The organism is Ferruginivarius sediminum (assembly GCF_003344765.1).
GTDB lineage: Bacteria > Pseudomonadota > Alphaproteobacteria > Kiloniellales > Rhodovibrionaceae > Ferruginivarius > Ferruginivarius sediminum.
Genome location: NZ_QPMH01000012.1, coordinates 55,810 through 80,415, shown reverse-complemented (window position 1 = coordinate 80,415; position 24,606 = coordinate 55,810). Strand labels below are relative to the sequence as shown.

The 24,606-nt window shown below is 64.5% G+C and carries 26 protein-coding genes; 4 read left to right on the top strand and 22 right to left on the bottom strand.

The window, feature by feature from the left end; genetic code table 11:
* Positions 1 to 3: 3 nt before the first annotated feature.
* Positions 4 to 1,479: an L-lactate permease gene (locus DRB17_RS13205; protein ID WP_147274903.1), complete on the bottom strand. Its 1,476-nt coding sequence runs from the start codon at positions 1,477 to 1,479 to the stop codon at positions 4 to 6.
* Positions 1,480 to 1,608: 129 nt separating this feature from the next.
* Between DRB17_RS13205 and trmFO the strand changes: the two genes are divergently transcribed.
* Positions 1,609 to 2,997 (top strand): methylenetetrahydrofolate--tRNA-(uracil(54)-C(5))-methyltransferase (FADH(2)-oxidizing) TrmFO, encoded by a 1,389-nt coding sequence (gene trmFO / locus DRB17_RS13200; protein ID WP_114582685.1) that lies wholly within the window; start codon positions 1,609 to 1,611, stop codon positions 2,995 to 2,997.
* An 8-nt stretch (positions 2,998 to 3,005) separates the two neighbouring features.
* On the opposite strand, the gene DRB17_RS13195 is transcribed toward trmFO, so the two are convergent.
* Positions 3,006 to 3,860 carry a phytoene/squalene synthase family protein gene (locus tag DRB17_RS13195; RefSeq protein WP_114582684.1) on the bottom strand — a complete coding sequence of 285 codons (855 nt, stop codon included), beginning with the start codon at positions 3,858 to 3,860 and terminating at the stop codon, positions 3,006 to 3,008.
* A 165-nt stretch (positions 3,861 to 4,025) separates the two neighbouring features.
* Here DRB17_RS13195 and DRB17_RS13190 point away from each other — a divergent pair, with 165 nt between their 5' ends.
* Positions 4,026 to 4,634, top strand: a complete 609-nt coding sequence (locus DRB17_RS13190) for a superoxide dismutase (protein WP_114582683.1) — start codon at positions 4,026 to 4,028, stop codon at positions 4,632 to 4,634.
* Positions 4,635 to 4,721: 87 nt separating this feature from the next.
* Here the strand turns inward: DRB17_RS13190 and DRB17_RS13185 are convergent, their stop codons facing one another.
* The 4 genes from DRB17_RS13185 to yajC are packed head-to-tail and all read right to left on the bottom strand — an operon-like array spanning position 4,722 to position 8,160.
* The gene (locus tag DRB17_RS13185) at positions 4,722 to 5,096 is read right to left on the bottom strand and encodes an Mth938-like domain-containing protein (protein WP_114582682.1); all 375 of its coding nucleotides are present in this window, start codon (positions 5,094 to 5,096) and stop codon (positions 4,722 to 4,724) included.
* Between the two features lie 45 nt (positions 5,097 to 5,141).
* Positions 5,142 to 6,107, bottom strand: coding sequence for a protein translocase subunit SecF (secF, locus tag DRB17_RS13180; protein ID WP_114582681.1), 966 nt, complete (start codon positions 6,105 to 6,107; stop codon positions 5,142 to 5,144).
* A gap of 13 nt (positions 6,108 to 6,120) precedes the next feature.
* A complete protein-coding gene (gene secD / locus DRB17_RS13175) occupies positions 6,121 to 7,689 on the bottom strand; it encodes a protein translocase subunit SecD (RefSeq protein ID WP_114582680.1) in 1,569 nt (522 codons plus the stop codon).
* 33 nt (positions 7,690 to 7,722) lie between these two features.
* Positions 7,723 to 8,160 carry a preprotein translocase subunit YajC gene (gene yajC / locus DRB17_RS13170; RefSeq protein ID WP_114582679.1) on the bottom strand — a complete coding sequence of 146 codons (438 nt, stop codon included), beginning with the start codon at positions 8,158 to 8,160 and terminating at the stop codon, positions 7,723 to 7,725.
* A 188-nt stretch (positions 8,161 to 8,348) separates the two neighbouring features.
* Between yajC and DRB17_RS13165 the strand changes: the two genes are divergently transcribed.
* The gene (locus DRB17_RS13165; RefSeq protein ID WP_114582722.1) at positions 8,349 to 9,224 is read left to right on the top strand and encodes an ATP-binding protein; all 876 of its coding nucleotides are present in this window, start codon (positions 8,349 to 8,351) and stop codon (positions 9,222 to 9,224) included.
* Here DRB17_RS13165 and DRB17_RS13160 read toward each other — a convergent pair.
* From DRB17_RS13160 to DRB17_RS13100, 13 genes are all read right to left on the bottom strand, one after another.
* Positions 9,181 to 10,506: a LysM peptidoglycan-binding domain-containing M23 family metallopeptidase gene (locus tag DRB17_RS13160; protein ID WP_161958811.1), complete on the bottom strand. Its 1,326-nt coding sequence runs from the start codon at positions 10,504 to 10,506 to the stop codon at positions 9,181 to 9,183. The genes DRB17_RS13165 and DRB17_RS13160 overlap by 44 nt on opposite strands.
* A gap of 47 nt (positions 10,507 to 10,553) precedes the next feature.
* On the bottom strand, positions 10,554 to 11,237 hold the full coding sequence (locus DRB17_RS13155) for a protein-L-isoaspartate(D-aspartate) O-methyltransferase (protein ID WP_114582677.1): 684 nt from the start codon (positions 11,235 to 11,237) through the stop codon (positions 10,554 to 10,556).
* A complete protein-coding gene (surE, locus tag DRB17_RS13150) occupies positions 11,234 to 12,019 on the bottom strand; it encodes a 5'/3'-nucleotidase SurE (protein ID WP_114582676.1) in 786 nt (261 codons plus the stop codon). Before surE ends, DRB17_RS13155 begins: the two co-directional genes overlap by 4 nt.
* Positions 12,012 to 13,295: a serine--tRNA ligase gene (gene serS / locus DRB17_RS13145; RefSeq protein ID WP_114582675.1), complete on the bottom strand. Its 1,284-nt coding sequence runs from the start codon at positions 13,293 to 13,295 to the stop codon at positions 12,012 to 12,014. The genes surE and serS overlap by 8 nt, the downstream gene beginning before the upstream one ends.
* A gap of 108 nt (positions 13,296 to 13,403) precedes the next feature.
* Positions 13,404 to 14,216, bottom strand: coding sequence for a twin-arginine translocase subunit TatC (gene tatC / locus DRB17_RS13140; protein ID WP_114582674.1), 813 nt, complete (start codon positions 14,214 to 14,216; stop codon positions 13,404 to 13,406).
* 26 nt (positions 14,217 to 14,242) lie between these two features.
* Positions 14,243 to 14,737, bottom strand: a complete 495-nt coding sequence (gene tatB, locus DRB17_RS13135) for a Sec-independent protein translocase protein TatB (protein ID WP_114582673.1) — start codon at positions 14,735 to 14,737, stop codon at positions 14,243 to 14,245.
* Positions 14,738 to 14,796: 59 nt separating this feature from the next.
* Positions 14,797 to 15,069 carry a twin-arginine translocase TatA/TatE family subunit gene (locus tag DRB17_RS13130; RefSeq protein WP_114582672.1) on the bottom strand — a complete coding sequence of 91 codons (273 nt, stop codon included), beginning with the start codon at positions 15,067 to 15,069 and terminating at the stop codon, positions 14,797 to 14,799.
* A 93-nt stretch (positions 15,070 to 15,162) separates the two neighbouring features.
* Positions 15,163 to 16,248, bottom strand: coding sequence for an ABC transporter ATP-binding protein (locus DRB17_RS13125; protein ID WP_114582671.1), 1,086 nt, complete (start codon positions 16,246 to 16,248; stop codon positions 15,163 to 15,165).
* Between the two features lie 135 nt (positions 16,249 to 16,383).
* Positions 16,384 to 17,073, bottom strand: coding sequence for an SMC-Scp complex subunit ScpB (gene scpB / locus DRB17_RS13120; protein WP_114582670.1), 690 nt, complete (start codon positions 17,071 to 17,073; stop codon positions 16,384 to 16,386).
* The gene (locus DRB17_RS13115) at positions 17,073 to 17,912 is read right to left on the bottom strand and encodes a segregation and condensation protein A (protein ID WP_114582669.1); all 840 of its coding nucleotides are present in this window, start codon (positions 17,910 to 17,912) and stop codon (positions 17,073 to 17,075) included. Before DRB17_RS13115 ends, scpB begins: the two co-directional genes overlap by 1 nt.
* A 42-nt stretch (positions 17,913 to 17,954) precedes the next feature.
* Complete coding sequence (gene nagZ, locus DRB17_RS13110; RefSeq protein WP_114582668.1) at positions 17,955 to 18,968, bottom strand: beta-N-acetylhexosaminidase; 1,014 nt, start codon at positions 18,966 to 18,968, stop codon at positions 17,955 to 17,957.
* 3 nt (positions 18,969 to 18,971) lie between these two features.
* Complete coding sequence (locus tag DRB17_RS13105) at positions 18,972 to 20,099, bottom strand: SPOR domain-containing protein (protein ID WP_147274902.1); 1,128 nt, start codon at positions 20,097 to 20,099, stop codon at positions 18,972 to 18,974.
* Positions 20,100 to 20,437: 338 nt separating this feature from the next.
* Complete coding sequence (locus tag DRB17_RS13100; protein ID WP_114582666.1) at positions 20,438 to 21,610, bottom strand: deoxyguanosinetriphosphate triphosphohydrolase; 1,173 nt, start codon at positions 21,608 to 21,610, stop codon at positions 20,438 to 20,440.
* Positions 21,611 to 21,756: 146 nt separating this feature from the next.
* Here DRB17_RS13100 and erpA point away from each other — a divergent pair, with 146 nt between their 5' ends.
* Positions 21,757 to 22,104, top strand: coding sequence for an iron-sulfur cluster insertion protein ErpA (erpA, locus tag DRB17_RS13095; RefSeq protein WP_114582665.1), 348 nt, complete (start codon positions 21,757 to 21,759; stop codon positions 22,102 to 22,104).
* 24 nt (positions 22,105 to 22,128) lie between these two features.
* On the opposite strand, the gene DRB17_RS13090 is transcribed toward erpA, so the two are convergent.
* From DRB17_RS13090 to DRB17_RS13080, 3 genes are read right to left on the bottom strand one after another with little or no spacing between them, the layout of a single operon-like run.
* Positions 22,129 to 22,908, bottom strand: coding sequence for an amino acid ABC transporter ATP-binding protein (locus tag DRB17_RS13090; protein ID WP_114582664.1), 780 nt, complete (start codon positions 22,906 to 22,908; stop codon positions 22,129 to 22,131).
* Positions 22,892 to 23,779: an amino acid ABC transporter permease gene (locus DRB17_RS13085; RefSeq protein ID WP_114582663.1), complete on the bottom strand. Its 888-nt coding sequence runs from the start codon at positions 23,777 to 23,779 to the stop codon at positions 22,892 to 22,894. Before DRB17_RS13085 ends, DRB17_RS13090 begins: the two co-directional genes overlap by 17 nt.
* Complete coding sequence (locus DRB17_RS13080; protein ID WP_241503835.1) at positions 23,776 to 24,522, bottom strand: amino acid ABC transporter permease; 747 nt, start codon at positions 24,520 to 24,522, stop codon at positions 23,776 to 23,778. Before DRB17_RS13080 ends, DRB17_RS13085 begins: the two co-directional genes overlap by 4 nt.
* Between the last annotated feature and the right edge of the window lie 84 nt (positions 24,523 to 24,606).

Here is a 24,606-nt window from a genome sequence, read left to right as displayed (position 1 = left end):
CCCCTACCCGGCCAGCGCCCAGACTCCCGCCGCGAAGGCGAACAACGCCGCCGCGACCGCTGCCGCCATCGGCAAAGAACGGCGGTAGATCTCGGATTCGCCGCCAGGCTGGCCGATCAAGGCGGCACCCATGGCGATGCGGATGGGCGAGAACATCGTCAGCGCGTTGCCGGAGGCGATCTGGATGGCCGCCAGCCAGGTCAGTGGATGACCCGTGTGAGCCGCGATCTGTGCTTGAAGCGGCATCATGATGGCGTTCGAGGCGACGTTGCTTCCCGTCAGGAAACCGGCGAGGCCGCCCATTGCCGGAGAGGCCAGCACCGCCGTGCCGCCGGCCGCCGCCACCAGGGTCTCCGTCATTGCGCCGGCCATGCCGGATGCCCCCGTCAGCCGGCCCATCACGACGAAGACAAGCGTCACTGCCGCCGGGCGCCATGCAGCCCGCCATGCAGCCACCGCCGCCTCGCGCCACAGCCTTGCGCCAAGCCCATGTGCAAGCCCGTTGCCAATGGCAACGACGAGAATGAGCACGCTGACATGGTGCAACAGCGCAAATCCCAGGCTGTCGGCGAACGGCTGTAAGGTGGACGCCGCGCGCAGCCAGGCTTCGACCGGCTCCGCCGCCCGGGTAAGCAGGACAAGCCCCGTCAAGGCGAGATACGGCGCCGCCCGTGCGATCAAGCTCTGCCAAGCCGCCAGATCCGGCCGCTCGTCGCGAAAGAAGCGTAACGGCAGCAGGATGCCGCAGGTCACGATTGCACCCGATTCGAGCGCGATATAGCGGTTCGTCAGGTACAGGCCGGCGCAGATGGCCGCTAACCAGCCGACATCGTCCAGTATCGCGTTCAAGCCCGGCCGCGCACCTATGCGCCCGACCAGCCACCAGAACGCCAGCAGTAGGGCCACAAGCACCGGCACCTCCACGGCCACCGTCGCCACGCCCGCGACGTCGGCGGGAAGCCCGGCCAGCCCGGCGCCCACGGTGGAGCCGATAGCCATCGCGCCCCAGGGCACCATCGCCTGGCTGTAGAGCCCGAACACCGCCGCCCATATCGGCGCCAGACCAAGCCGCAGAAGCGTGGGTACCACGATGACCAGCCCTACGCCGAAGCCGACGGCCGCCTCGAAGAACGGTCCAAGCAGGAAGCAGGCCGCGAACAGCCTCCGGTGGCTGTATTCCGTGCTCGCCGCATCTTCCCCGCGTTGCCGGGTCACGATCCGCCCAACCTCGTGGAAGAACAGGCCGGCCAGAATGACCGCGATGGCATGCCAAGCCAGCCACGCCCCTTTTCCAGATTCCAGCGCCAGCACCGCCATCGTGCCCTGGCCGTCAGGCAAGGCCAGGACAGCCGGCGGAATCGTCGCGGCGAGTCCGGCAATGCCGGCGGTCAGGCTGGACACCTGCCGGCTGGCCAGAAGGACGATTACGAGGACGGTCGGTGCTGCATACCCCCAGAGCATCCGTTGCGAATGGCCCACGCCTGTGGTCCCGTCAACGATTCAATTTGTCCTCAAAATTTTCAGCGGGAGACAAAACGGCAGGGGTTTCAGGCACGTATTGAATCCCGCGTCTTGTCGTCGTCCCCCGGCTTGTTTATCTGATGGGCCATGGGACAGTCCTCACCTTCTTCCGTGCACGTCATCGGCGGCGGCCTTGCCGGCAGCGAGGCGGCATGGCAGCTCGCGCGGCGCGGCGTGCCCGTGGTGCTGCATGAGATGCGCCCGGGCTACGGCACCGAAGCGCACCAGACGGACGGCCTGGCCGAGCTGGTGTGCTCCAACTCGTTCCGTTCGGACGACGCCGCCAACAACGCCATCGGCCTGCTGCACGAGGAGATGCGCCGCTGCGGCAGCCTGATCATGGCGGCGGCGGATGGCGCCAAGCTACCGGCCGGGGCCGCCCTGGCGGTGGACCGGCACCGCTTCTCCGAGGCTGTTACCAACGCTATCGCACAGGAGCCTCTGATCGAGCTGCGGCGGGAGGCGGTGGATTCGCTGCCGCCGGAGGCGTGGGACAGCGTCATCGTCGCAACCGGCCCCCTCACCTCGCCGGGCCTGGCCGAGGCGATACAAGGGATTAGCGGCGAAGGCTATCTCGCGTTCTTCGATGCCATTGCGCCCATTGTCTACAAGGACAGCATCGACTTCGAGACGGCGTGGTATCAGTCGCGCTACGACAAGGTCGGTCCCGGCGGTGAGAACGAGGGCAGCGGCGACTACATCAACTGCCCGTTGGATCAGGCGCAGTACGAAGCCTTCATCGACGCCCTGCTTGATGCCGAAACCACGCAATTCAAGACCTGGGAAGCCGATACCCCGTACTTCGAGGGCTGCCTGCCGATCGAGGTGATGGCCTCGCGCGGGCGGGAGACGCTGCGCTATGGCCCGATGAAGCCGGTCGGGTTAACCGACCCGCGCACCGGGCGGCGCCCCTATGCGGTTGTGCAGCTTCGTCAGGACAACGCCCTGGGGACGCTCTACAACCTCGTCGGCTTCCAGACCAAGATCCGCTACAAGCAGCAGGTCGAGATGTTCCGTATGATACCGGGGCTGGAGAACGCGGAATTCGCGCGTCTGGGTGGGCTGCACCGCAACACCTTCATCAATTCGCCCCGGCTTCTGGATGACCGTTTGCGCATGAAGGTGGCCCCACGCATTCGCTTTGCGGGCCAGATCACCGGTGTCGAGGGCTATGTGGAAAGCGCGGCCGTCGGCATCCTCAGCGGCCGTTTCGCCGCAGCCGAGCGGTTGGGCGAGGACACGGCGCCGCCGCCGCCGACCACGGCCTTGGGCGCGCTGCTCGGTCACATTACCGGCGGCGGTGATCCGGAAACCTTCCAGCCGATGAACGTGAACTTCGGCCTGTTCCCACCGATTTACGGCGAGAACGGCAAGCCGGTGAAGCGGAAGGAACGCAAGCCGGCGCAGTGCGCGCGGGCGCTTGCCGACCTCGACCGCTGGCTGGCCGGCGACACGCCGCGCGCGGCGGCGGAGTAGGCTGCCCGTCAGTACCGACCCGTCGTCGCGGCCCACAGCAACCGCAGGGGCCGCCCGGGTAACGGCAGTTGTACACGGGGCTGGAAAGGGTCGTGCCCGTGCTTTTCCAGCACGCGGAGATAGCGCCGCGCGAGGACCGCCGGCAACAAGGCCGGTGTCGCATGCCTGGGCACATCCCGGCGCATGTTGGTGGCCTGATCCAGATGCTCTCCCGCCCTTTCGGCCACCTGCCGCACGACTGTCGCAACCTCCTTCGGCTGGCGAAGCTCAAAGAGGTCGTGCGGGTCCAAGCCGGCATCGTAAGTGAGGTCGCCGGGTAGTAGCAGCCTGCGCTGGCTGGCATGGAACGGCACTGCACGGGCCAGCCCGGTGAGGGCCCAGGCGATTCCGACGTGGTGCGCGGCGCTGCGGCTTCGCTCGTCGCGCACGTCCAGGATGCCAAGCGCCAGCTCGACCAGCGTCGACGACGTATCTCCCGCATAGCCCTCAAGGTCGGCCAGCGTCTTCGGCGGTGTATCCTCCAGGTCGTTCTCGCGCGCATCCAGCAGCCGCTCGAACGGCTTGCGCGGAAGGCCGTGCGCGCGGATAGCTTGCGACAGTGGCTCGGCCACCTGATGCTTGCGGGGCTGTCCACCGAACAGCCCGTCCAGCGCTTCGCGCCACCACTGGATACGAATCCGCCCGGCCATCGGCTCGGTGACGACCTCTGCGACCTTCGCGACCTCGTGATTGAAGGCGTAGAGCGCGAACATCTCCTCACGCACCGGTGGCGGCGCGAAGAGGCACATGAGGAAGCGGTCATGGTCGTAGCGCCGAAGTTGCTGGGCGCAGTACGAGAGCTCTGTATCGTTATCGTGGGCCATGGTATGGGCACATCTAGGCCATGCGGCCGCCGCCGCCAAGGCTTGTCCACAGCTTTGCGTCGGTCGCCCGGTTAACAGCGCTTTCGTTATACCTATCTAAGGGGTAGCCGGCTTTCTCGACCGTGCATTCGCCACGAAACGACACTATGAGGAGGGAGAACCGATATGGCATTCGAGCTTCCGGACCTGCCGTATGCGTACGACGCGCTTGATCCGTACATGTCCGCGGAGACGCTGGAGTATCATCACGACAAGCACCACAACGCCTATGTAACCACGCTGAATGGTCTTATCGAGGGTACCGACCTCGCGGGCAAGTCGCTGGAGGATATCGTTCGCGAGACGTACAACGACTCGAACCGGACGAAGATTTTCAATCAGGCTTCGCAGGCGTGGAACCACAATCAGTTCTGGCCCTGGATGAAGAAGGGCGGCGGCAAGGAGCAGATGGGCCTGCCCGGCGAGCTGGAGAAGGCGATCAACGACGCTTTCGGCGGTTGGGACCAGTTCCGCGATGCCTTCGTGACTGCGGCTGCCGGTCAGTTCGGTAGCGGCTGGGCTTGGCTCGTGCAGGAAAACGGCCAGCTCAAGGTCACGGCGACCCCGAACGGCGTGAACCCGCTTTGCTTCTCCGGTCAGACCGCGCTGCTTGGCTGCGATGTGTGGGAGCACAGCTACTATCTGGACTACCGCAACCGCCGGCCGGACTACGTCAAGGCTTTCCTCGACAACATGGTCGACTGGGAGAACGTGGCCGGCCGCATGAAGGGCTGAAGCCCTGCTGGTGCGACTGTCACGGTTTTTGGAAAAGGGCTCGCCAATCGGCGGGCCCTTTTCATGTCAATCTCTTGCGGGGATGTCCTATACCGCGATAAGAGCAGCGGCAACCCGGCGGTCCTCCATCATGAGGACGTTGTAGGTCCGCGCGGCGGCACCTGTGTCCATAGGTTCAATCACAATTCCGGCATCGCGCACCCGCCCGCGCACTGTCTTGGTAACCAGTTCCATGCGCGCGCCGCAGCCAAGCAGCAGGACCTCGACGTCGCCGGCTGCGTCTATGATGGGCTGCAGGCTCTCGACTGTCAGATCCTCGAAGGCGGCAACCTTCCAGTTCAGCGTGCGATCCGGGAAAACGAGGATGGAGCCCTCGTATACCTCGCCGGTGACGCGAAAGCGCTTATCCCCGTAGGCTTCGATAACCTGTTTGCCTTCGGCAATCTGCGGTGTGACGTCCATCTTCGCTCTCCCGCCGCCGAATGGGCGGCCGGTGGCACAGGAACGTCAGACGGACGCCTTGCCAGCGGCGCGCTCGGCGGCCTCTTTCTCGCTTTCCTCGCCGGTGCTCATCGTCGAGGGCTTCACCCCAAGGAACATAAGCAGTGGAACCGCCAGGCCAACCGACGAGAAGGTTCCGATCATGACACCCCAGATCAGTCCCCAGGTGAAGCTGCGGATGACCGCGCCGCCGAAGATGGCGAGCGCGATCAGGGCGATCAGAGTCGTGCCCGATGTCAGAACCGTCCGAGTCAGCGTCGAGTTCACGGCCATGTTCAGAAGCTCGGGCATGGCCTTGCGCTTATACCGGCGCATGGTCTCGCGCACCCGGTCGAAGATCACCACGGTGTCGTTGATCGAATAGCCGGCAATCGTTAGCACGGCGGCGACCGTGCCCAGATTGAACTCAAGCTGCGTCAGGGCGAAGAAGCCGATGGTGGCTAAAACGTCGTGAATCAGGGCGAGAAGGCCGGCGACCGCGAACTGCCACTCGAAGCGGAACCAGATGTAGACCGCCATTGCCGCCAGTGCCAACGCCGTCGCCAGGATGCCGGCCTGCTTCAGCTCCTCACCGACTTTCGGTCCAACGAATTCCGTCCGGCGATAGCTTTCGACGACCTCGTCAAGCGTTGCCTTGACCCTTTCAATCGCTGCAGCCTGCGCCTCGGTGCCGCCCTCCTGCTCCTGAATATTGATCAGGACGGTATCCGGTTCGCCGAACCGCTGAATGGTCACATCGCCAAGGTTCAGGTCGTTCAGGCGATCGCGGAAATCCGCGATATCGGCCGTTTCAGCCTTGGTGCGGACCTCCATCAGGATGCCGCCCCGGAAATCGACGCCGAAGTTCAGTCCCTGGACAGCGAACAGCACCACCGACAACAGCGCGAGCGCAATGGAGAAGCCGATCGTCAGCCTGCGCAGGCCGACGATATTGAACTCGGGTTTGATGGGGACGCGCTTGATAAGAGCCATCTTGCTCGTCTCCTCAGATCGGGAGGGCCTGGGGTCGCCGGCGGCGGAGCCAGCCGGCTACCAGCAGACGCGTGACCATGATGGCCGTGAACATCGACGTCACGAGGCCGATCGCCAGTGTAACGGCAAACCCTTTGACCGGCCCGGAGCCGAAATAGAACAGCAGGACGGCCGCGATCAGGGTCGTGATATTGGCGTCGAAGATGGTCGTCAGCGCCCGGCGATAGCCCGCATCGACCGCCGAGACCGGCCCCCGGAAATTGCCCGCTTCTTCCCTGATGCGCTCAAAGATCAGGACGTTCGCATCCACGGCCATGCCCAGCGTCAGCACGATGCCCGCGATGCCCGGCAACGTCAGCGTCGCCTGCAGCCCCGACAGTGCCCCCATGATCAAGATCAGGTTCGCGACCAGGGCCACGTCCGCCAGGATGCCAAACAGGCCATAGGCGACGGCCATGAAAACGATCACGGCGACCAGGGCCAGTACGCTGGCGAACTCTCCCGCACGCACCGAATCTGCGCCCAGGCCCGGACCAACCGTCCGCTCCTCCAGGATCTTCAGCGGTGCCGGCAAGGCGCCTGCACGCAGGAGCAGCGCCAGATCGTTTGCCCCCTGCACCGTGAAGTTGCCGGAAATCACACCGTTGCCGCCCAGGATGGGCTCGCGGATGACCGGCGCGGAGATCACCTTGCCGTCCAGGACAATGGCAAAGGCATGATTGACGTTGTTCTTGGTCACGTCGGCGAAGCGCTTGGCACCCACGGTGTCGAAGCTGAACGACACGACGGGCTGACCCTGCTGGAACGTCGGCTGCGCATCGGTCAGGTTCTCGCCTGATACCATGACGCGCTTGCGCACGACGTGACGGCGCTGTGGCGTTCCCTCGGGTGTTTCGTCGTCCGACGGCAGAACCTCCGAGCCTGGTGGAATCCGGCTGCTCTGCGGGCTGACATCCTCATCCACAAGGCGAAACGTCAGGCGTGCCGTCTTGCCCAGGATCTCCTTCATGCGCTCGGGATTGTCGATGCCGGGAAGCTGTACCACAACGCGGCGTTCGCCCTGACGCTGAATGGTGGGCTCGCGCACGCCGGTTTCGTCGATGCGCCGGCGGATGATCTCGATGGACTGCTGAACCGCGTTGCTAATCCGCTCCTGCACGGCCGTATCGGCATAGCGCACGCTGGCCTTGCCGTCCTCGCCAACGCTCACCTGCAGTTGACCGCCGATATCAGAGATCAGTTCTTCGACCGTCGCGGCCTGCGTTGGATCGCGCAGCGTGAAGGTCGCAGCCCCATCCTCCACCCCGAGGTTACGATAGCCGATTCGCTCGCCACGGAGCTGAACCCGGATCTCGTCAACGAGATTGTCCAGCTGCTCCTCGATCACGGCCTCGGTCTGCACCTCAAGAAGCAGGTATGAGCCGCCCTGGAGGTCGAGGCCAAGGTTGATCTGCTGGTTCGGCAACCAGTCGGGGATATTGTCCGTCGCCTGCCGGCTGATGAGATTGGGACTGGCGAACGCCACGCCGATCAGCAGGACGAGCACAATCAGCGCGGTTTGCCAACGCGGAATCTGCAACATTTCGAACGGTCCGTCGTCTGCCAGCGCGTGCGGCTACGACTTCGAGCCGTCGTTGCCGGACCCGCCGCCAAGCAGCTTGCCCATCAGGCCCTTGCCCTTGTCGCCAGGGTCGTTGGCGGCCTGCTGCTTGCCCTGTTCCTGTTGTTTCTCGGCCGGCTCGGTCTTGGAGAGCACTTCCTGGACGGTGCTGCGCACGACGCGCACACGCACGCCCTCGGCCACCTCGACCTGCAGCTCGTTGTCGTTGACGACCTTGGTCACCGTGCCGATAAGACCACCGGCGGTGACCACGCGGTCTCCCCGCCGCAGGGCCTGAACCATGCTGCGGTGTTCCTTCATCCGCTTCTGTTGCGGGCGGATGAGCAGGAAATAGAAGACCACGAAGATGAGGATCAGCGGCAGCAGTGCGACGATATCAAAGCCGCCCTGCCCGCCGCCCGCGGCCTGGGCGTAAGCCGGGCTGATCAGCATGCAAACTCCCTAAATCCGTCTGTTGAGACGGCACGATGTGCAGCAATTTCGCGGACTATAACGGCCCGCGTGCGGATTGCAATGATGCCGAACCATCCGCCCGTCCGGCGACCGAATTGACGGCCGTCGGGGCCGGGGCTAGGCTCCGGCCGCTTTTGCCGCCGGATCAACAAACGAAGAGCGACAAGATGACCCAGGACAGCGAGCCGCTGGCACCGTTGCTGCGCCGTATCGCCGATGCCTTGGAGCGTCAGGCGCCGCCGGCCCGCGACCGTCTTGTCCTCGACGACGCGGAGGCCTTCGTCTGGCAGGCTGAGCGCGAGTCCTTGCAGCCGGTCGCGCGGGTCAACCGGGTCGACCTGCCGCTCCTCAAGGGCGTCGACCGGCAGGCCGATCAGCTTTACGCGAATACCGAGCGATTCGCCCGCGGCCTGCCCGCGAACAACGCCCTGCTGTGGGGCGCGCGGGGTATGGGCAAGTCTTCGCTGGTCAAGGCCGTCCACGCGTCGGTGAATGTGGCGGCGAAGGAAGGCGGCTACGAGCCCGTGGCCCTCATTGAAATCCACCGCGAGGACATCCCCTCTTTGCCACGCCTGCTGCACGGCCTGCAGGACGTCGAGCGGCGCTGCCTGCTGTTCTGCGACGATCTCAGCTTCGACCTGGCCGACACCAGTTACAAGTCGCTGAAAGCGGTACTGGAAGGCGGGGTCGAGGGCCGGCCGGAGAACGTGACCTTCTATGCCACCTCGAACCGCCGTCACCTCATGCCGCGCGACATGATCGAGAATGAGCGTTCGACGGCGATCAACCCCTCCGAGGCAGTGGAGGAGAAGGTGAGCCTGTCCGATCGCTTCGGCCTCTGGCTTGGCTTCCACAACTGCGATCAGGACACCTACCTGGCGATGGTCGAAGGCTACGCCACGCACTACGGCCTCGACATGGCCACGGCAAAGCTTCAGGCCGAAGCGAAGGAGTGGGCGATGGCCCGCGGCGCGCGGAGCGGGCGCGTTGCCTGGCAGTTCATCCAGGACTTGGCCGGGCGCCTGGGTACGCCTCTGACGTAGCCGTTGGCCAGCCTTTCTCGCTTTCGCGTGTTAAACCGGCGCTTTGCTGACCCAGCACCTTGAGCGGATCAACCGCCCGGCTGCCCTGGCGAACCTCGAAATGAAGTTGCGGGCGGGAGACGCCACCCGTACTGCCAACCCGCGCGATGGCGTGGCCGCGGCGAATCTTCTGTCCGCGCTTCACCAGAATCCGGTCGGTGTGGGCATAGGCCGTGATCCAGCCGTCGGCGTGCTTGATCAGAAGCAGGTTGCCGAAACCTCGCAGCTCGTTCCCGATATAGGCCACGACGCCGTTCTCCGCAGCGCGAATCGTGCTCCCCCGTGCCGCGGCGATATTGATGCCATCGTTGTGAAGCCCGTCTTTCTGCGGCCCGAAGCGAGTAATGATGTCGCCCTTCACCGGCCAGAGGAAGCGGCCGGACGAGCGTGGTGGCGGCTTCGGAATCTCTTTCGGGGCCGGGGTCGAAATGCTGGCCGGCTTGGCCTCCGTCGATTGCGTGGAGCCCGCCGGGGATGGATTCTTTGCCTTTGTCTGCTTGGGCGCCGGGTTCTTCGGCTTCGAGGCGGTTTTCGCCACTGTCCCGTTCGGTCCTGCCTTATCCGACTTGGCCTTGTCGGACGCGGACGCCGAGGCCGTTCGGGTCGTGCCGTCGTCGGGTTTCGTAGCCACACGAGTTGCCGCCGCCCGGCTCCCGACGCCTGGCACGATCAGGACTTGGCGCGGCTTGATGGTATAGGGCGGCCTAAGTTCATTGATGCGCGCAAGCTCGTGCAGGTCAACGTCGTAGGCGCGCGAAATGCCATAAAGCGTGTCCCCCTTCTCCACGATATGGCGTCGGGGCACGGGAATCTGCAGCCGCTCTCCGATTCGCAGGACATAGGGCGGGCGCAGGCTATTCGCGTCGATCACGGAACGCAGCGGCACCTGATAGCGCCGCGCGATGCCGTAGACCGTGTCCCCCCGCTTCACTGTGTGAATGCCGGCGCGCCCTCGCGGTTTGCTCGGATTGAAGGCTGGCTGCTTCTGCGTGTCGGCCTGGACGTGGACAACGCTTGGCGACGTCGAAGGTGTCGTGGTGCGCCCCAGCCTCTCGACCTTCGGCGCCTTTCGCTCCCCTTGGCTGGTAGGCTGTCGGGGCTGCTCGGCCTGTTGCCGGGGCTGGCTCGTGCGCTCCTGCGATGTTCCGCCGTCCTGGCCATAGACCACCGGCGCCGGCGGCGAACTGCGCGCACAGCCGAGCAGGGCAAGGCAGGCCAGCAGAATCGCGATGTTGCGCGTCATGACAGCCCAAGCGTTGCAGCGAACGGGCATGCCCGCAATGCAAATTGTCATGCCAGTGAACCGCTCGCCGATCCGCCGGCGGCGCCGCCAGCCTGCCCGCCACTGAAAGCGACCAACGGCACGAAGCGAACACCGCAGAGGCGCTCTTCGTGAAGCCCGCCCTCGTCGTCCCGGCTGACCCGCAGCAGGTCCTGCTCACGCCCCTGCGCGCCGACCGGAACAACCATGATCCCGCCCGGCCCAAGCTGATCCACCAGTTTTGCCGGAACCTCGGGCGCCGCGGCCGTGACGATGATGCGATGGAACGGCGCCTGCTCGGGCCAGCCCTGCCACCCGTCGCCGACGCGCGCCGTGATGTTGTGCAGGCGCAGCGCCAGCAAACGTTCCTCGGCGCCTCGAAGCAGGTCGCGATATCGCTCGACGCTGTAGACCCGGCGACTTAGGCGTGAAAGCACGGCAGTCTGGTAGCCGGAGCCCATACCGATTTCGAGAACCTTCATCCGCCTGTCGGCCTTCAGGGCCTGCGTCATCGTCGCCACAACTTCCGGTGCCGACAGCGTCTGGCCATGGCCGATAGGGAGCGTGCGATTCTCGTAGGCCTGATCCTGGAAGGCTTCAGGCACGAAATGTTCGCGGGGAATACGCTCGATGGCGGCAAGAACGGCCGTATCGGCGATACCGGCCTGGCGCAACTGCATGATCAAGCGGATCTTGTGCGCCGCCAAGCTCACGAAAACGCAGCCCCCAGTGTTTCGAGCAACCGCCGCTCGGTCAGGTCGAGATGCAAAGGCGTTACGGCAATGCAACCCTCGTTAACCGCCGCCAGGTCGGTATCCGGCTCAAGCGACTCGTCCACCATGTAGTCGCCAATCCAGATATAGGGCCGGCCACCGGGATCGACGCCTTCGACGACCTCCGTTTCCACGTCGCGCCGACCTTGCCGGCAGACGCGCGCGCCGCGCACCTCATCCGGCTGTAAATCGGGGAAATTCACGTTCACCAGCATGTCCGGCGCGAAACCCACCTCCGCTACCCGACGGATTATGTCTGGCGCATGACGCTCGGCCGTTTCCCAGTAGAAATCATGATTGCCGCGACGAGCCAGCGAAAGCGCGATAGCCGGTAGCCCGATCAGCGCGGCCTCCATCGCGGCGGCCACCGTGCCGGAGTAGATCACGTCCTCGCCCAGGTTGCTGCCGTGGTTGATGCCGGAAAGCACGAGATCGGGCTTCCGGTCGGCCAAGACCTTGCTGACAGCCACCACGACGCAATCCGTGGGCGTGCCGTCGACTGAGAACCGCCGCGCCTCAAGCTGGCGCAGGCGCAGCGGCCGGCGAACCGTCAGCGAGTGACTCGTCGCCGACTGCTCGGTTTCCGGCGCGACAACCCAGACATCGTCAGAAAGCTTTCTCGCAATGCCTTCGAGGACATCAAGGCCTGGCGCTTGCACCCCGTCGTCGTTGGTAACGAGGATACGCGCGTTGGAGAGGTCGAGGGGACGGCATTCAGGCATCGCCACCCACCATATCCATGCCGCCTAGATAGGGACGAAGGGCCTGCGGTACGGCAATCGTGCCGTCCGCGCGCTGATGGTTCTCCATCACGGCGATAAGCGCCCGGCCAACCGCGATGCCGGAACCGTTCAGGGTATGGACGAAGCGTGTCGCCTTCTCTCCCTTCGCGCGGAAACGCGCCCGCATGCGGCGGGCCTGGAAGTCGCTGCAGTTCGAGCAGCTTGAAATTTCGCGGTAAAGGTTCTGGCCCGGTAACCAGACCTCGATATCGTAGGTTTTGCGTGCGGCAAAGCCCATGTCCCCCGTGGACAGCACCATCACCCGGTAGGGCAATTCCAGCTTCTGCAACACCGCCTCTGCGCAGGCGGTCATGCGCTCGTGCTCTTCCTCTGAGTGATCCGGATGGGCGATAGAAACCAGTTCGCACTTCTCGAACTGGTGCTGGCGCAGCATACCGCGCGTGTCCTTGCCGGAGGCCCCGGCTTCGGCCCGGAAGCAGGGTGTGAGCGCGGTGAACCGTTGCGGCAGAACGTCCTCCTCCAGGATCTCCTCTGCCGCCAGGTTGGTCAGCGGCACCTCTGCTGTGGGAATCAGCCAGTAACCCTCGCCGGTGCGGAACAGATCATCGCTGAACTTCGGAAGCTGACCGGTGCCGTAGAGCGCCTGATCGCGCACCAGAAACGGCGGCGCGATTTCCAGATAGCCGTGCTCCCACGTCTGCAAGTCGATCATGAACTGCGCCAGCGCCCGGTGCAGCCGCGCCACCTGCCCACGCATGACGACGAAGCGGGATCCCGCGAGTTTGGCGGCTGCGTCGAAGTCCATCAGGCCCAGATCCTCACCCAGCTCGAAATGCTGCCTGGGCGTGAAGTCGAAGGATGTCGGGGTTCCCCAGCTTCGTACGCAGACGTTGGCGGCCTCGTCCTCGCCATCCGGAACGTCCGGCGCCGGCCGATTCGGCAGCGTCGCCAGCAGGGTATCCAACTCCTCGCCCAGCCGGCGCTGCTCCTCTTCGGTCTCGGCCATCTTCTCCTTGAGCGCGGCCACCTCGTTCTTCAGTTCTTCCGCGGCCTCAAGCTCGCCGGCCTTCATCTTCTGGCCGATTGCCTTCGACGCCGCATTGCGCCGGTTCTGCATCTCCTGCAAGGCCGTCTGCGCCGTCCGGTGGCGACGGTCCAGGTCGATGATGTGCCCGGACTGGGGTTCCAGGCCTCGCCGGCTCATATCGCGGTCGAAATCTTCGGGATTTTCGCGGATCAGCTTCAGGTCAAACATCGCGGCTCAATCGGAGAATCGGGTTGGACCGCCAAAACGGCGACGGCCCGGGCGTTATACGGTTTCACGCCCGGGCCGTCCATGCCCTACACCTTCGAGGAGGCCTGCTTACTCGTCGTAGAGCTCGCGGTCGACTTCTTCCTCGGTCTCAGCCCGTTTCTTCTCCACGAAATACGCCATCCAGATGGAAATCTCGTAAAGCAGGATGATCGGCACCGCGAGGCTGATCTGACTGAGCGGGTCCGGCGGCGTGAAGACGGCCGCGACGACGAAGACGCCGACGATCGCGTACTTCCGCTTGCTCTTCATTCCCTCTGAACTGGCCATGCCGACCCGCGCCAGCAGCGTCATCAGCACGGGAAGCTGGAAACACAGCCCGAAAGCGAAGATCAGCTTCATCACCAGGCCGAGGTACTCGTTCACCTTGGCTTCGAGCTGGATGGGCAAGTTATCTCCCATTCCCTGGGTCTCGAAGGACAGGAAGAACTCCCAGGCCAGCGGGAAGATGGCGAAGTACACGAGCGCCGCACCCGTGAAGAACAGCACCGGCGAGGCGATTATGAAAGGCATGAAAGCCTTTTTCTCGTGCCGGTACAGGCCGGGCGCCACGAACAGCCAGACCTGCGAGAGGAAGATCGGACAGGTGATGAATGCGCCAAAGAAGAACGCGACCTTGATGTGCGTGAAGAAGACCTCGGTCAGGTCCGTGAAGATCATCCGCCGGTAGCCTTGCTCAAGACCACGGCGCTGCAGGATCTCGGCCAGCGGATTAACCAGGAAATCGAAAAGATCCTGTGCGAAATAGAAGCAAACCAGGAACCCGATGAACAGCGCGATCACGCTGTACAGCAGTCGCTGCCGCAGTTCGATCAAGTGTTCCAGCAGCGGCTGTTTCGTCTGGTTGTAGCTGTAATCGCTCACGGCTGCCCGCGTCCTCTTCGTCGTCGCTAGCTGGAGCTACGGGACGCGCTGGCCGTGGAGCCGGTCCCCGCCGGCTCCTTGCCGTTCGTGTCGCTTGCAGCGTGGCCGCCGCCATCATCGGCGGGCTTGCCTGCGTTCACCGAATGCGCCGGCGCCGTCGGCGTGTTCTGATGCCGGTAACTCGCACCCGCCGACTCACTATCCGACGATCCACCGTCGCTCCGGGCTTCCTGCTCCAGATCCCTGGCGCTTTCGCGCACGCTGCCGGTCGGGTCGACGTGCCGTTCCACTTCGCGCCCCACATCGAAGCGGCTCGTCCGCTCGACGGTCTTGCGTGCCTCGTCGAGCTCGGTCTCGCGCATCATATCGTCGAGGCCGGATTGGAACTCCCGGGCAATGCTCCGCGCCTTGCGCATCCATTGCCCAACGGAGCGCATCACCCGCGGTAAATCTTTCGGTCCGATGATGACGAGTGCCAGTAAGGCAATCACCGCCATCTCGGACCAGCCGATATCCAACATGGCCGGCCTAACTCAGGAAATTGGCGTCATTCCGCGCGCCCCACGCGCACGGCAACCGCTTAGCCGTTGGCGGCCTTGCGGTCCTGACTCTGGCTTTCGGATTCGGACTCGCTCGCGCTGGCGGTCGTGGTCTCGCCCTCGATCGCCTTCGGCGCCTCGTCGCCGCCCTCGTCACCGGCCTTCTTCTTCTCTTCGTCCTTCAGGCCCTTCTTGAAGGCGTTGATGCCGCTACCGACGTCCTTCATCAGTTTCGGAATCTTGCCGCCGCCGCCGAACAGCAGCAGCACCACCGCAAGCACGATGAGCCAATGCCAAATGCTGAACGTTCCCATCACGGGATCTCCCTGGATCTAAAGCTGAGGTCCTGCGCCTAGCGCGACTATCGCAGAAACCCGTTGTAGCCGCAACGTCCACCCTCTACGCACTTATCTTGCACCTTCCGCCGGGAAAACAAAGGTTTGGCTCCGATCCAGATGGATCTCGAGCAACTCGTTCTCCGGCGGCAGGAAGCGTCCCGGTATCCGCGCGTGCAGGTGGACATCCTGCCCTCCGTCATCGGTCGAGCCCCAGTTGTCGAGACTCAGGTGAACCATCGAGCTGCGCCCGAGGAGGCGTGCCGCCATCACGCGCGCTGAGTGATGTCCAGGCTTAGCTTCCCCGCCCAACGGTTGCAAGCGTAACGCTTCGGGACGGATCAGAATTTCGACTTCCGTGCCGTCCGCCAGCCCTTGCGCGTCGACGTCGCCGAATGGCGTCGCCGCGCGCCCGCCACGAACGATGCCGCGCAAGCGATTGATATCGCCGAAAAAGCTTGCCACGAACTTGTCGGTGGGTGCGGCATAAAGTTGCGCCGGCGGGCCAGCTTGCACGATCCGCCCCGCACGCATCAAAATTACCCTGTCGGCCATGAACATGGCTTCTTCCGGGTCGTGCGTCACCATCAATGTTGCCGCGCCGCTCTCTTTCAGCACGTGTAGCGTCTCGTCGCGAATCTGGTTACGCAGCGCAGCGTCCAATCCGGAGAACGGCTCGTCCAACAGCATCACGCGGGGCCTGGGGGCCAGAGCGCGGGCGACTGCAACTCGCTGCTGCTGGCCGCCGGAGAGCATGTGCGGGTGCGCCTCCGCATAGTCCGCCATGCCCACCTGATCCAGAACCTCCCTCGCCCTCGCCTCCCGCTTGCGCGCCGGTTGTTTGCGCAGGCCAAAGGTCACGTTCTCCAGCACGGTAAGATGCGGGAACAGCGCGTAGTCCTGGAAGACCAGGCCCACGCTGCGCTGTTCCGGGGGCATATCCCGCTTGGCGTCCGCCACGGGCCGTCCGTCGAGCAGAACCCGGCCATGTTGCAGGTGCTCCAGCCCGGCGGCGATACGCAGGGCAGTTGTCTTGCCGCAGCCGGACGGCCCCAGAAGGCAGACCAGTTCGCCGGCCGCTATGCTCAGCGAGAGGTCGTCCAATGCCTGGACCTCGCCAAAGCTATGGCTGACATGTTCGAGTTTCAGCACGTCCATTGCCGGCGTCTCGCGTTCCGTCCAGTGTGGCGGTGGGAATCCGTCAAGCGCTTACTTATGCCGACGAACGGCGCGCTTCAACATACGCGATTGCATTGCCGCGCCAATCGCTCAGTCGTTGTGATCCGCCGAAGCTCAGTCCTCGTCCTCGCGATCCTCGGGAACGAGATCCTCGCCGAAGTCTGGATCGAGACCGTCTTCCGCGTCTTGCGGCGCGGCGCCCTTCGATTCGACGTCCTCGCCCTGGCCAACCTCCGTAAGCTCGCCCCGCGCGGTCAACGCCGTCAACGCGGGCCGGGCGTCGATCAGGCCCGCCGCCTTCAACTCCTCAATGCCAGGCAGGTCCCCGATCCGCGACAATCCGAAGTGATCGAGAAAGGCCTGGGTCGTTCCCCATGTGACGGGACGTCCCGGCGTCTGGCGCCGACCGAAAGGGCGAATCCAGTCGGCCTCCAGCAGCGTGTCAAGCGTGCCCTTGCTAAGCCCGACGCCCCGGATTTCCTCGATCTCCGCCCGCGTCACGGGCTGATGGTAGGCGACGACGGCAAGCGTCTCGATGGCCGCGCGGGAGAGCTTGCGCGTCACCGTTTGCTCGATTCGCAGCTTGCCAGCCAGGTCCTCCGCTGTCCGGAACGCCCATCCTTTGCCGATTTGCCGCAGTTCGATACCACGATTGGCATAGAGGGTACGCAGCTCGGCCAGCAATTCCTCGATATCGTCCCCGTCCGGCAGGTGGCGTGCCAGTTCGGTCGGCGTCCGCGGCTGGCCCGAGGCGAACAGCACGGCTTCCAGGATGCGCAGCCGCTCAAAGCGGTCGTCGCTCATCAGCCGCTCCCGTCCCCATCATCGCCTTTGTCGTCGCCCGCACCGCCGGCCTCGTCGTCCGCCGGCGGCTTCGCCCGCAGGAACAAGGGACCGAAAGTGGAGTCCTGACGCAGTTCCAACTGCCCTTCGCGGCACAACTCCAGACTGGCCGCAAAGGTGGCGGCGAAAGCGGAGCGCCGGTGCAACCCCGATTGCAGCTCGCCCGGCAGGAAGCTGGCCAACGTGTGCCAGTCCGGCGCCACGCCGAGTAGACGGCGCAGCCGTCCCAGCGCATCCTCCACCGAATAGAGGTCCATGGCATCGACGCGCAGGCTTGCAGGCTCGGCCCGCCGCTGCTGCCGGCCATAGGCGCTGAGCAGCTCGTAAAGCGAGCACTGGAACCGGGTCGTAGTGACAACGGGAATATCCTCGGGCTCGCCGCGGGGGAAGACATCCACCCCCAGTCGGGCCCGGCGGAACAGTTTCTTCCCGGCATCCTGCATCGCCTGCAGCCGCTGAAGCTGGAACCGCAGGGCGGCGGCCATCTCCGCGCCGCTCGGTTCTTCCTCGGTGCCCTCGGGCTCGGGCAGTAGCAAGCGCGATTTCAGGAACGCAAGCCACGCCGCCATGACCAGATAGTCCGCCGCCAGTTCGAGGCGCAGCCGCCGTGCCTCGCGAACGAAACCGAGATACTGCTCGGCAAGCTGCAGAATGGATATGCGGGTGACATCCACCTTCTGATCGCGTGCAAGCTGAAGCAGCACGTCGATCGGGCCCTCGAACCCATCGAGGTCGAGGACAAGCTGGACACCGGCTTCCTCGTCTTCGGCGCGCGGCTGATCCTCCTCGAATGGCGGCATCGGAGTCACAAGCGGGGCTCCATAACTGTCCCGCCTTGGCTATTACTCCCGCATCAGGCCGTCAAGCTGCCGTTGCACATCCTCGCGGTCGAAATCGTCTGTGCGCGTTTCCAGGCGCATCTCTTCGGCGCGGGCAAGCCGGTCGGCGGTCTCGGAGCGGATTTCGCCGACGCCCTCCATGAGCTCCCGCATCTCGTCCAGCCGGCCGTTACAATGAAGCGCCAAGTCGCAGCCGGCGTTCAGCGTCGCCTCGGCCCGCTCCCGCAGGTTGCCGGACAGGGCCTTCATCGAGAGGTCGTCGGAGATCAGGACGCCCTGGAAGCCGATCTCCTGCCGGATGATGATGTTGATCATCTTGGGAGAGACCGTCGCCGGCTTGTCCCCGTCGATATAGTAGAAGTCGACGTGTGCGGTCATACCCCACGGCGCCTCTCCCAGTTCGATGAAGGGCCGGAAATCCTTATTCGCGAGGTGGATGTGCAGCGCGTCCACGACCGGCAGCGCCTCGTGGCTGTCGACCTTGGCCCGGCCGTGACCCGGCAGGTGCTTCAGGACCGGCAGCACGCCGCCTTCCATCAGTCCCTTACATGTTTGATATCCAAGTTCTCCAACCACGGCGGGTTCGCTTGAGAATGCGCGGTCGCCGATGACGTCGTGCCCCTCTTCCCACAGAAGGTCGAGCACCGGGGCGCAATCGACGGTGATACCGGCGTCCGCCAAGTCCGCGGCGATCATGCGCGCGTTCAGGTAAGCCGCCTTGCTGGCATCCTGCGGGCGCCGGTTCGACATGTGGCCGAACACCCGCGCCGCGGGCGGCGCATACCAGTGCGGCTTGCCAAGGCGCGTCACGCGCCCGCCCTCCTGGTCGATCAGCACCGGCGCATCGTCGCGCCCCACAGCCGCCCGGAGATCACTCACCAGCGCGCGAAGCTGGTCCGGGGATTCCGCATTCCGTCCAAACAGGATGAAGCCGATGGGATCGGCCTCGGCGAAAAATCGGCGCTCGTCATCCCCCAGAACGGGGCCCGAGCAGCCGAGGACCACAGCGCGCGGCATAACCTACTCCTTTACAACAAGACAGTCCTGGCCCTTGGCCTTGAGCTGCGCGCACATATCCTCCGCCGTCGCCCGGTTGGGAAATGGCCCGGTCCGCACGCGCCAGAAAGTGCCCTTACCGTCAATATCGACGCGCTGCAAGGACAACCTTTGGTCATCAAGCAGTCCGGGGTATTTTCCCTGGAGTTGTTTCCAGGCACGCTTCGCCGCCGCCTCGCTTTGCAATGCTACCAACTGAATGGCTAGGTCGCCGGCGTTGAGCCGCACCGTCTTCCGTGCCGTTTCGTTTGCCCCGTTGGCAGAAGTGGCCTGGTCCGCCGTAGCCGTGGAAGCCGCGTCGGCCGTGGAGGTTGTTTTCTGTCCACCGGAGGACGCCGTTGAACTTCCAGGCTTTGCCGCGGCCGCACCATCCTCGGCTTCCGTCGACTCCACTTCCGCCGGTTCCGGCTCTGCGTTGGCAGCGCCATTTTCGCTTGGCGCGGGCGGCATCTCCGGCATGTCCGCTTCGGGTACCTGGGCAACTTGGTCCCCGGCCGCCGGAGCGGCACTGTCGCTATCCTCGGCCGTGGCGGACGCGGCGCCGGCGCCGTCGGTAGGCGGCGTGGCATCTTCCATGCTTGTCGACGATTGCACCGCGGAGGGATCGGCTTCCGGTGGTTGCGGCGTTTCGGGCGGTGGCAGCAGCCGCTCGACCTTCGCCTCGCCGCCATCCTGGCCGTTCTCGTTCATGACAAGCTTGTCCTGATACGGAACGTCCATGCCGCCGGGATCCTCGGGCCGGACCTTTTCCGGGCTCTTGTCGGCGCGCACGACGGGCAGCGCCTGACCGCCGCCGTCCTGGCCGGTTCCCCAGCTATAGGCGTACCAGATCACGCCGACGAAGACCGCGACGGCGATGACGGCGACACCCGCCTTCAGCAGGGCCCGCGTCAGCGGCGTGCCCAACTCCCCGCTCTCGGCATCCCATGGGTCGTTGTAGTCGAGATCGTCGTCGTAATCGTCGTAGTCGTCCCCGCGGCCAGCCAGATCACCTTCGGAGGGAAGGCGGTCTTCGGGGCTTGCCTGTCCGGGCCGAGGTGTCCGAGACGACCACTCCAACCCGGGCTCCTCGGCATCGCGATCCGACGGCATGGGCATATCTCCTCGATGGTCGCGACGCCGACCGCTGCCGGCCGTCTTGCCGGAACGATCCGCGTGCCGCACGCAAGCGATGGGCGCCTTATCGTTGTCTGTGTCTTAAGAACCGGCCAACGTTATCGGCCGACATCGCCCCCGCCCGTTCTTTACACAGGCTGGCGAAGCGTGTGGCCAGTTCCCGAAGCTGCCGGCAACGCATCGAAACGCGTGTGAGTTGACAGCCCGCTGCGACAAGGCACACGTCAACGCCACTACTCTGTCGATTAATCGGATTGGCGGCGATTCGGTCAAGTCTTGTCTGTAGTTTTCACGAGCAGATCGCCAAATCGACGTCAAGTCGGGGCGTGGACGTCGAAAAGTTTGCTGTGTTCCTGCAAGGCATAGCGGTCGGTCATGCCGGCAATGTAGTCGCCCACGAGGCGTGCCCGGCCGGCGGGCTCAAGGGCGCGCGCGTGCTGCCGCCAGTCCTGCGGCAGGCAATCCGGCTGCGACATGTACTGCTGGAACAGTTCCTGCACGACCCGGCGGACCTTCGCGGTCATGCGATTTACCTTGTAATGGCGGTACATTCGCTCGAACAGGAAATCTTTCAGCGCCCGGTCGTTGCCGCGCATCTCCTCGGAGAACGCCACCAGCGGCCGATCGGCCCGGCGCACCTCGGCGGCGCTCCCTGGCGCCAATAATTCGATCCGCCGGCGAGTCTCGGCCACGAGATCGGCCACCATCCGGTCGATCAATCGGCGCACCACTTCGTGGATCAGCCGGCTTTCCTCCAAGCCCGGATAGCGTTCCGCCACTTCCTCGAAAACCGGCCCCACCAGGGGTATGTCACGCAGGTCCGCGATGGTGAACAATCCGGCGCGCAGACCGTCGTCGATGTCGTGGTTGTTGTAGGCGATATCGTCGGAGATCGCGGCGACCTGCGCCTCCGGACCGGCATAGGTGGCGAGTTCCAGGTCGAAGTCGCGGCAGAATGCCTGGACAGAGGGCGGCGGGTCGTTGACCGGCCCGTTGTGCTTCACGACGCCTTCCAGTGATTCCCAGGTCAGGTTCAGGCCGTCGAATTCGGCATAGCGTTGCTCCAGCCGCGTCAGGATGCGGAAGGTCTGCTCGTTGTGATCGAAACCGCCCTCCCCGGCTAGCATCTCGCCGAGCGCGTCCTCTCCGGCATGGCCGAAGGGCGTGTGCCCAAGGTCATGCGCCAGCGCCACCGCCTCGGCAAGATCCTCGTTGAGGCCGAGGCAGCGCGATACCGACCGGGCGATCTGCGCCACCTCCAGCGAGTGGGTCAGGCGCGTGCGGAAATAGTCGCCCTCGTGGTAAACGAACACCTGCGTCTTGTACTGCAACCGTCGGAAGGCCCGGGCGTGGACGATTCGGTCCCGGTCACGCTGGAAGCAGGTGCGCGAAGCGCTTTCCGGCTCCGCGTACAGCCGGCCGCGCGAGCTTGCGGGATCGGTTGCGCACACCGCCGGCGCGCCAGGATTTGCGACGACCTCGGACATGGCCGCGACCCTACTGCCGGCAGGTGGTGGTGTCCACGTGCGAAAGGCGCACGGCGGACTGTTGCGATGCGCCCTTTGACATGCCCCCCGATTTGCTTACATACATGATCGATAGGTCGAGTGTAGGCTGGATAAGGAGTTGCGCCATGTCCGAGGTGGCCGAGGCGCCCGGCATCACCATCAGCGAGAACGCCGCCAAGCGGATTGCCGGCCTTGCCCAGCAGGAAGGCAATCCGAATCTTATGCTGCGTGTGTCCGTTTCCGGCGGCGGCTGCTCGGGCTTCCAATATGGCTTCGACTTCGCGGACAGCGTCAACGACGATGACCGGACCTTTCACCGCGACAGTGTCACCGTGGTCATCGACGAGATCTCGCTGGAACTCCTGCAAGGCAGCGAGATCGATTTCGTCGAGGACCTGATCGGCTCGTACTTCGAGATCAAGAACCCGAACGCCAGTAGCTCCTGCGGCTGCGGCTCGTCGTTCTCGATCTAGGCTGGAAAACAGCGCCCTCGCGTTCTACAGGATCTGGCCCAGGAACTCCTTCGTCCGCGCATCGCGCGGGTTCGCGAAGAATTCCTTCGGCGGTCCCGATTCGACGATCACGCCATTGTCGGTGAAGTACATCATGTCCGCGATCTCGCGCGCAAAGCCCATCTCGTGGGTCACCAGCATGCAGGTCATGCCCTCTTCCGCCAGATCGCGGATCGTCACCAGCACTTCCTTCACGGTTTCCGGATCAAGGGCCGCGGTGACCTCGTCGAACAGCATGACGTCGGGGTTCATCGCCAGCGAGCGGGCAATGGCGACCCGCTGCTGCTGGCCGCCCGAAAGCTCGCCCGGATAGGCATCCTCCTTGCCGTTGAGGCGCACCTTCTTCATCAACTTCAGCGCGCGCTCCCGCACCTCGGCCTTGTCCTGCTTCAGGACCTGGATCGGCGCCATCATGACGTTCTGGAGCGCCGTCTTGTGCGGGAACAGGTTATATTGCTGGAAGACCATGCCGACCTTCTTGCGCAGGGCCAGCTTATCCAGCTTCGGGTCGTGAACCTCCTGCCCCGCCACCTGTATCGAGCCCTCGTCGATCGGAACCAGCGCGTTGATGCAGCGCAAAAGCGTCGACTTGCCCGAGCCGGACGGCCCGATAACGCAAACAACGTCGCCCTTCATCACGTCGAAGGTGACGCCGCGCAGCACCTCGAAATCCCCGAAGCGCTTGTGAACGCCGTGGATGGAGACAATCGGACGGTCGGGCGTCCATGTGGCCTGCGTCGCGGCGGTTTCAGAGCTTGACGACATAGCGCAGCTCCAGCTTGTGCGTGAAACGGGCGATTGGATAGCAGTACATGAAGAACAACAGCAGCACGAAGCCGTAGAACGGCACCAGCAGCTCCGGCCGGCTTTCGGCGGAGAGCACGCGCTGGGTCAGGGTCATGACCTCCGACACCCCGACCACGGAGGCCAGAACCGTGGCCATGGTCAGGATGGCATAGAGGTTCATCCACGGGGGCAGCATCCGCTTGATGCATTGCGGCAGGATGATCTGGACAAGCGTCTGTCGCCGGCTGAAGGCCAGGGATTCCGCCGCCTCCCACTGTCCCGAGGGAATCGACTGGACTGCGCCGCGCACGATTTCCGAGACATTCGCCATCACCGGCAGCGACAGGCCCAGGGTCGCCTTCACCCAATCCGGGAACGGCACGACGAAGCCCATGACCCGGAATTCGAAGGGCAGCAGGAACATGCAGAAGAACAGGAGCACCAGCCATGGCGCGTTGCGGAAAAACTGCGTCACGATCCAGGAACCCGCCCGCACCGGCGGCAGCAGCGAGATCTGCATGACGCCAAGGACGGTGCCGAGAGCGGTTCCGATGCCCATGCCCAGAAAGCTGATGGCGATGTTGAAAAGGAAGCCCTCAACCAACAGCGGCACCCACTTCCATAGCGCTGTCAGGACGCCGGGCCGCGCCTCGGCCGCGCCCTGCGCCTGCGCGGCTGCGGCGGCCAGCAGCACCACGGCCGCGATGACCGCACCATGCCATGCCTTGAGCGTAAGCCGGGGAACGCCGTCCGTGCGCTCACGGCTGGCGCGGCGCAGCAGCCGCTCGCCGGGGGGAAGCAGGACCGGCAGGTCCGTCGTGCCATAAAGCCGCTCGCCGGCCGCTCTCATACCCCATAGCCGGGCAGCCGCATCGCCCGCTCCCATCTGTTCATCACGTGGACCAGCAGTCCGACCAGCACGACGTAGGCCAGCAGCAGGAAGGTCATCATCTCCGGCACGTTGACGCTGTCCGACCAGATCTGGTTGGCGACATAAAGCATCTCGGGCACCGCTATGGCGTAGGCCAGTGTCGTGGTTTTCACCAGGTTCACGAGGTTGTTGTTCAAGGCCGGCAAGCACACGCGGAAAGCCAGAGGCAGCACCACGTAAATGTACGTCTTCAAGCGTGTGTAGCCGAGCGACTCCGCAGCTTCCACGGTCGAACGCGGGACCGCCTCGATGCCCGAGCGAAATATCTCCACGTTGAAGGCACCGGCAAAGAACGACAGCGAGATGATGGCCCAGTGCCAGTTGCTCAGCACCGGCTCCATGATGCCGTACTCGTTCTCCATGCGCGGCATCAGGCTGCCCAGCGCGAAGAAGAAGAAATACATCTGCACCAGAGGTGGCGTATTCCGGAATAGCTGGATGTAGCCCTGCACGATCCGACGCGTCCACTTCAACGGCGATCCCTGCAGCCACGCGCCCACCAGTCCGATCACGACCGAGAGGGCAAGACAGATGAGCGACAGGTAGATCGTGTTGAAAAAGCCGCGAACCATCCGCTCGCGGTCGAAAGAGTCGTACAGGATCGTCAGATTGATGCCGGTCTCGTCATAGAGCCAGCGGAACCACTGGAAGAAATCTTCCACGCCGCCTCCCGCCGGTTACGCGCCGTTCGCCACGCCCTTGAAGTCCACAAGGTACGGAGCGAACCTGTTGCGTCCGCTCCGTGC

Bases quoted from the DNA above. Each gene is read 5' to 3' on its own strand.
- trmFO (WP_114582685.1), top strand. From the start codon at position 1,609: ATGGGACAGTCCTCACCTTCTTCCGTGCACGTCATCGGCGGCGGCCTT.
- DRB17_RS13195 (WP_114582684.1), bottom strand. From the start codon at position 3,860: ATGGCCCACGATAACGATACAGAGCTCTCGTACTGCGCCCAGCAACTT.
- DRB17_RS13190 (WP_114582683.1), top strand. From the start codon at position 4,026: ATGGCATTCGAGCTTCCGGACCTGCCGTATGCGTACGACGCGCTTGAT.
- DRB17_RS13185 (WP_114582682.1), bottom strand. From the start codon at position 5,096: ATGGACGTCACACCGCAGATTGCCGAAGGCAAACAGGTTATCGAAGCC.
- secF (WP_114582681.1), bottom strand. From the start codon at position 6,107: ATGGCTCTTATCAAGCGCGTCCCCATCAAACCCGAGTTCAATATCGTC.
- secD (WP_114582680.1), bottom strand. From the start codon at position 7,689: ATGTTGCAGATTCCGCGTTGGCAAACCGCGCTGATTGTGCTCGTCCTG.
- yajC (WP_114582679.1), bottom strand. From the start codon at position 8,160: ATGCTGATCAGCCCGGCTTACGCCCAGGCCGCGGGCGGCGGGCAGGGC.
- DRB17_RS13165 (WP_114582722.1), top strand. From the start codon at position 8,349: ATGACCCAGGACAGCGAGCCGCTGGCACCGTTGCTGCGCCGTATCGCC.
- DRB17_RS13160 (WP_161958811.1), bottom strand. From the start codon at position 10,506: ATGACGCGCAACATCGCGATTCTGCTGGCCTGCCTTGCCCTGCTCGGC.
- surE (WP_114582676.1), bottom strand. From the start codon at position 12,019: ATGCCTGAATGCCGTCCCCTCGACCTCTCCAACGCGCGTATCCTCGTT.
- serS (WP_114582675.1), bottom strand. From the start codon at position 13,295: ATGTTTGACCTGAAGCTGATCCGCGAAAATCCCGAAGATTTCGACCGC.
- tatB (WP_114582673.1), bottom strand. From the start codon at position 14,737: ATGTTGGATATCGGCTGGTCCGAGATGGCGGTGATTGCCTTACTGGCA.
- DRB17_RS13130 (WP_114582672.1), bottom strand. From the start codon at position 15,069: ATGGGAACGTTCAGCATTTGGCATTGGCTCATCGTGCTTGCGGTGGTG.
- DRB17_RS13125 (WP_114582671.1), bottom strand. From the start codon at position 16,248: ATGGACGTGCTGAAACTCGAACATGTCAGCCATAGCTTTGGCGAGGTC.
- scpB (WP_114582670.1), bottom strand. From the start codon at position 17,073: ATGAGCGACGACCGCTTTGAGCGGCTGCGCATCCTGGAAGCCGTGCTG.
- DRB17_RS13115 (WP_114582669.1), bottom strand. From the start codon at position 17,912: ATGCCGCCATTCGAGGAGGATCAGCCGCGCGCCGAAGACGAGGAAGCC.
- nagZ (WP_114582668.1), bottom strand. From the start codon at position 18,968: ATGCCGCGCGCTGTGGTCCTCGGCTGCTCGGGCCCCGTTCTGGGGGAT.
- DRB17_RS13105 (WP_147274902.1), bottom strand. From the start codon at position 20,099: ATGCCGTCGGATCGCGATGCCGAGGAGCCCGGGTTGGAGTGGTCGTCT.
- DRB17_RS13100 (WP_114582666.1), bottom strand. From the start codon at position 21,610: ATGTCCGAGGTCGTCGCAAATCCTGGCGCGCCGGCGGTGTGCGCAACC.
- erpA (WP_114582665.1), top strand. From the start codon at position 21,757: ATGTCCGAGGTGGCCGAGGCGCCCGGCATCACCATCAGCGAGAACGCC.
- DRB17_RS13090 (WP_114582664.1), bottom strand. From the start codon at position 22,908: ATGTCGTCAAGCTCTGAAACCGCCGCGACGCAGGCCACATGGACGCCC.
- DRB17_RS13085 (WP_114582663.1), bottom strand. From the start codon at position 23,779: ATGAGAGCGGCCGGCGAGCGGCTTTATGGCACGACGGACCTGCCGGTC.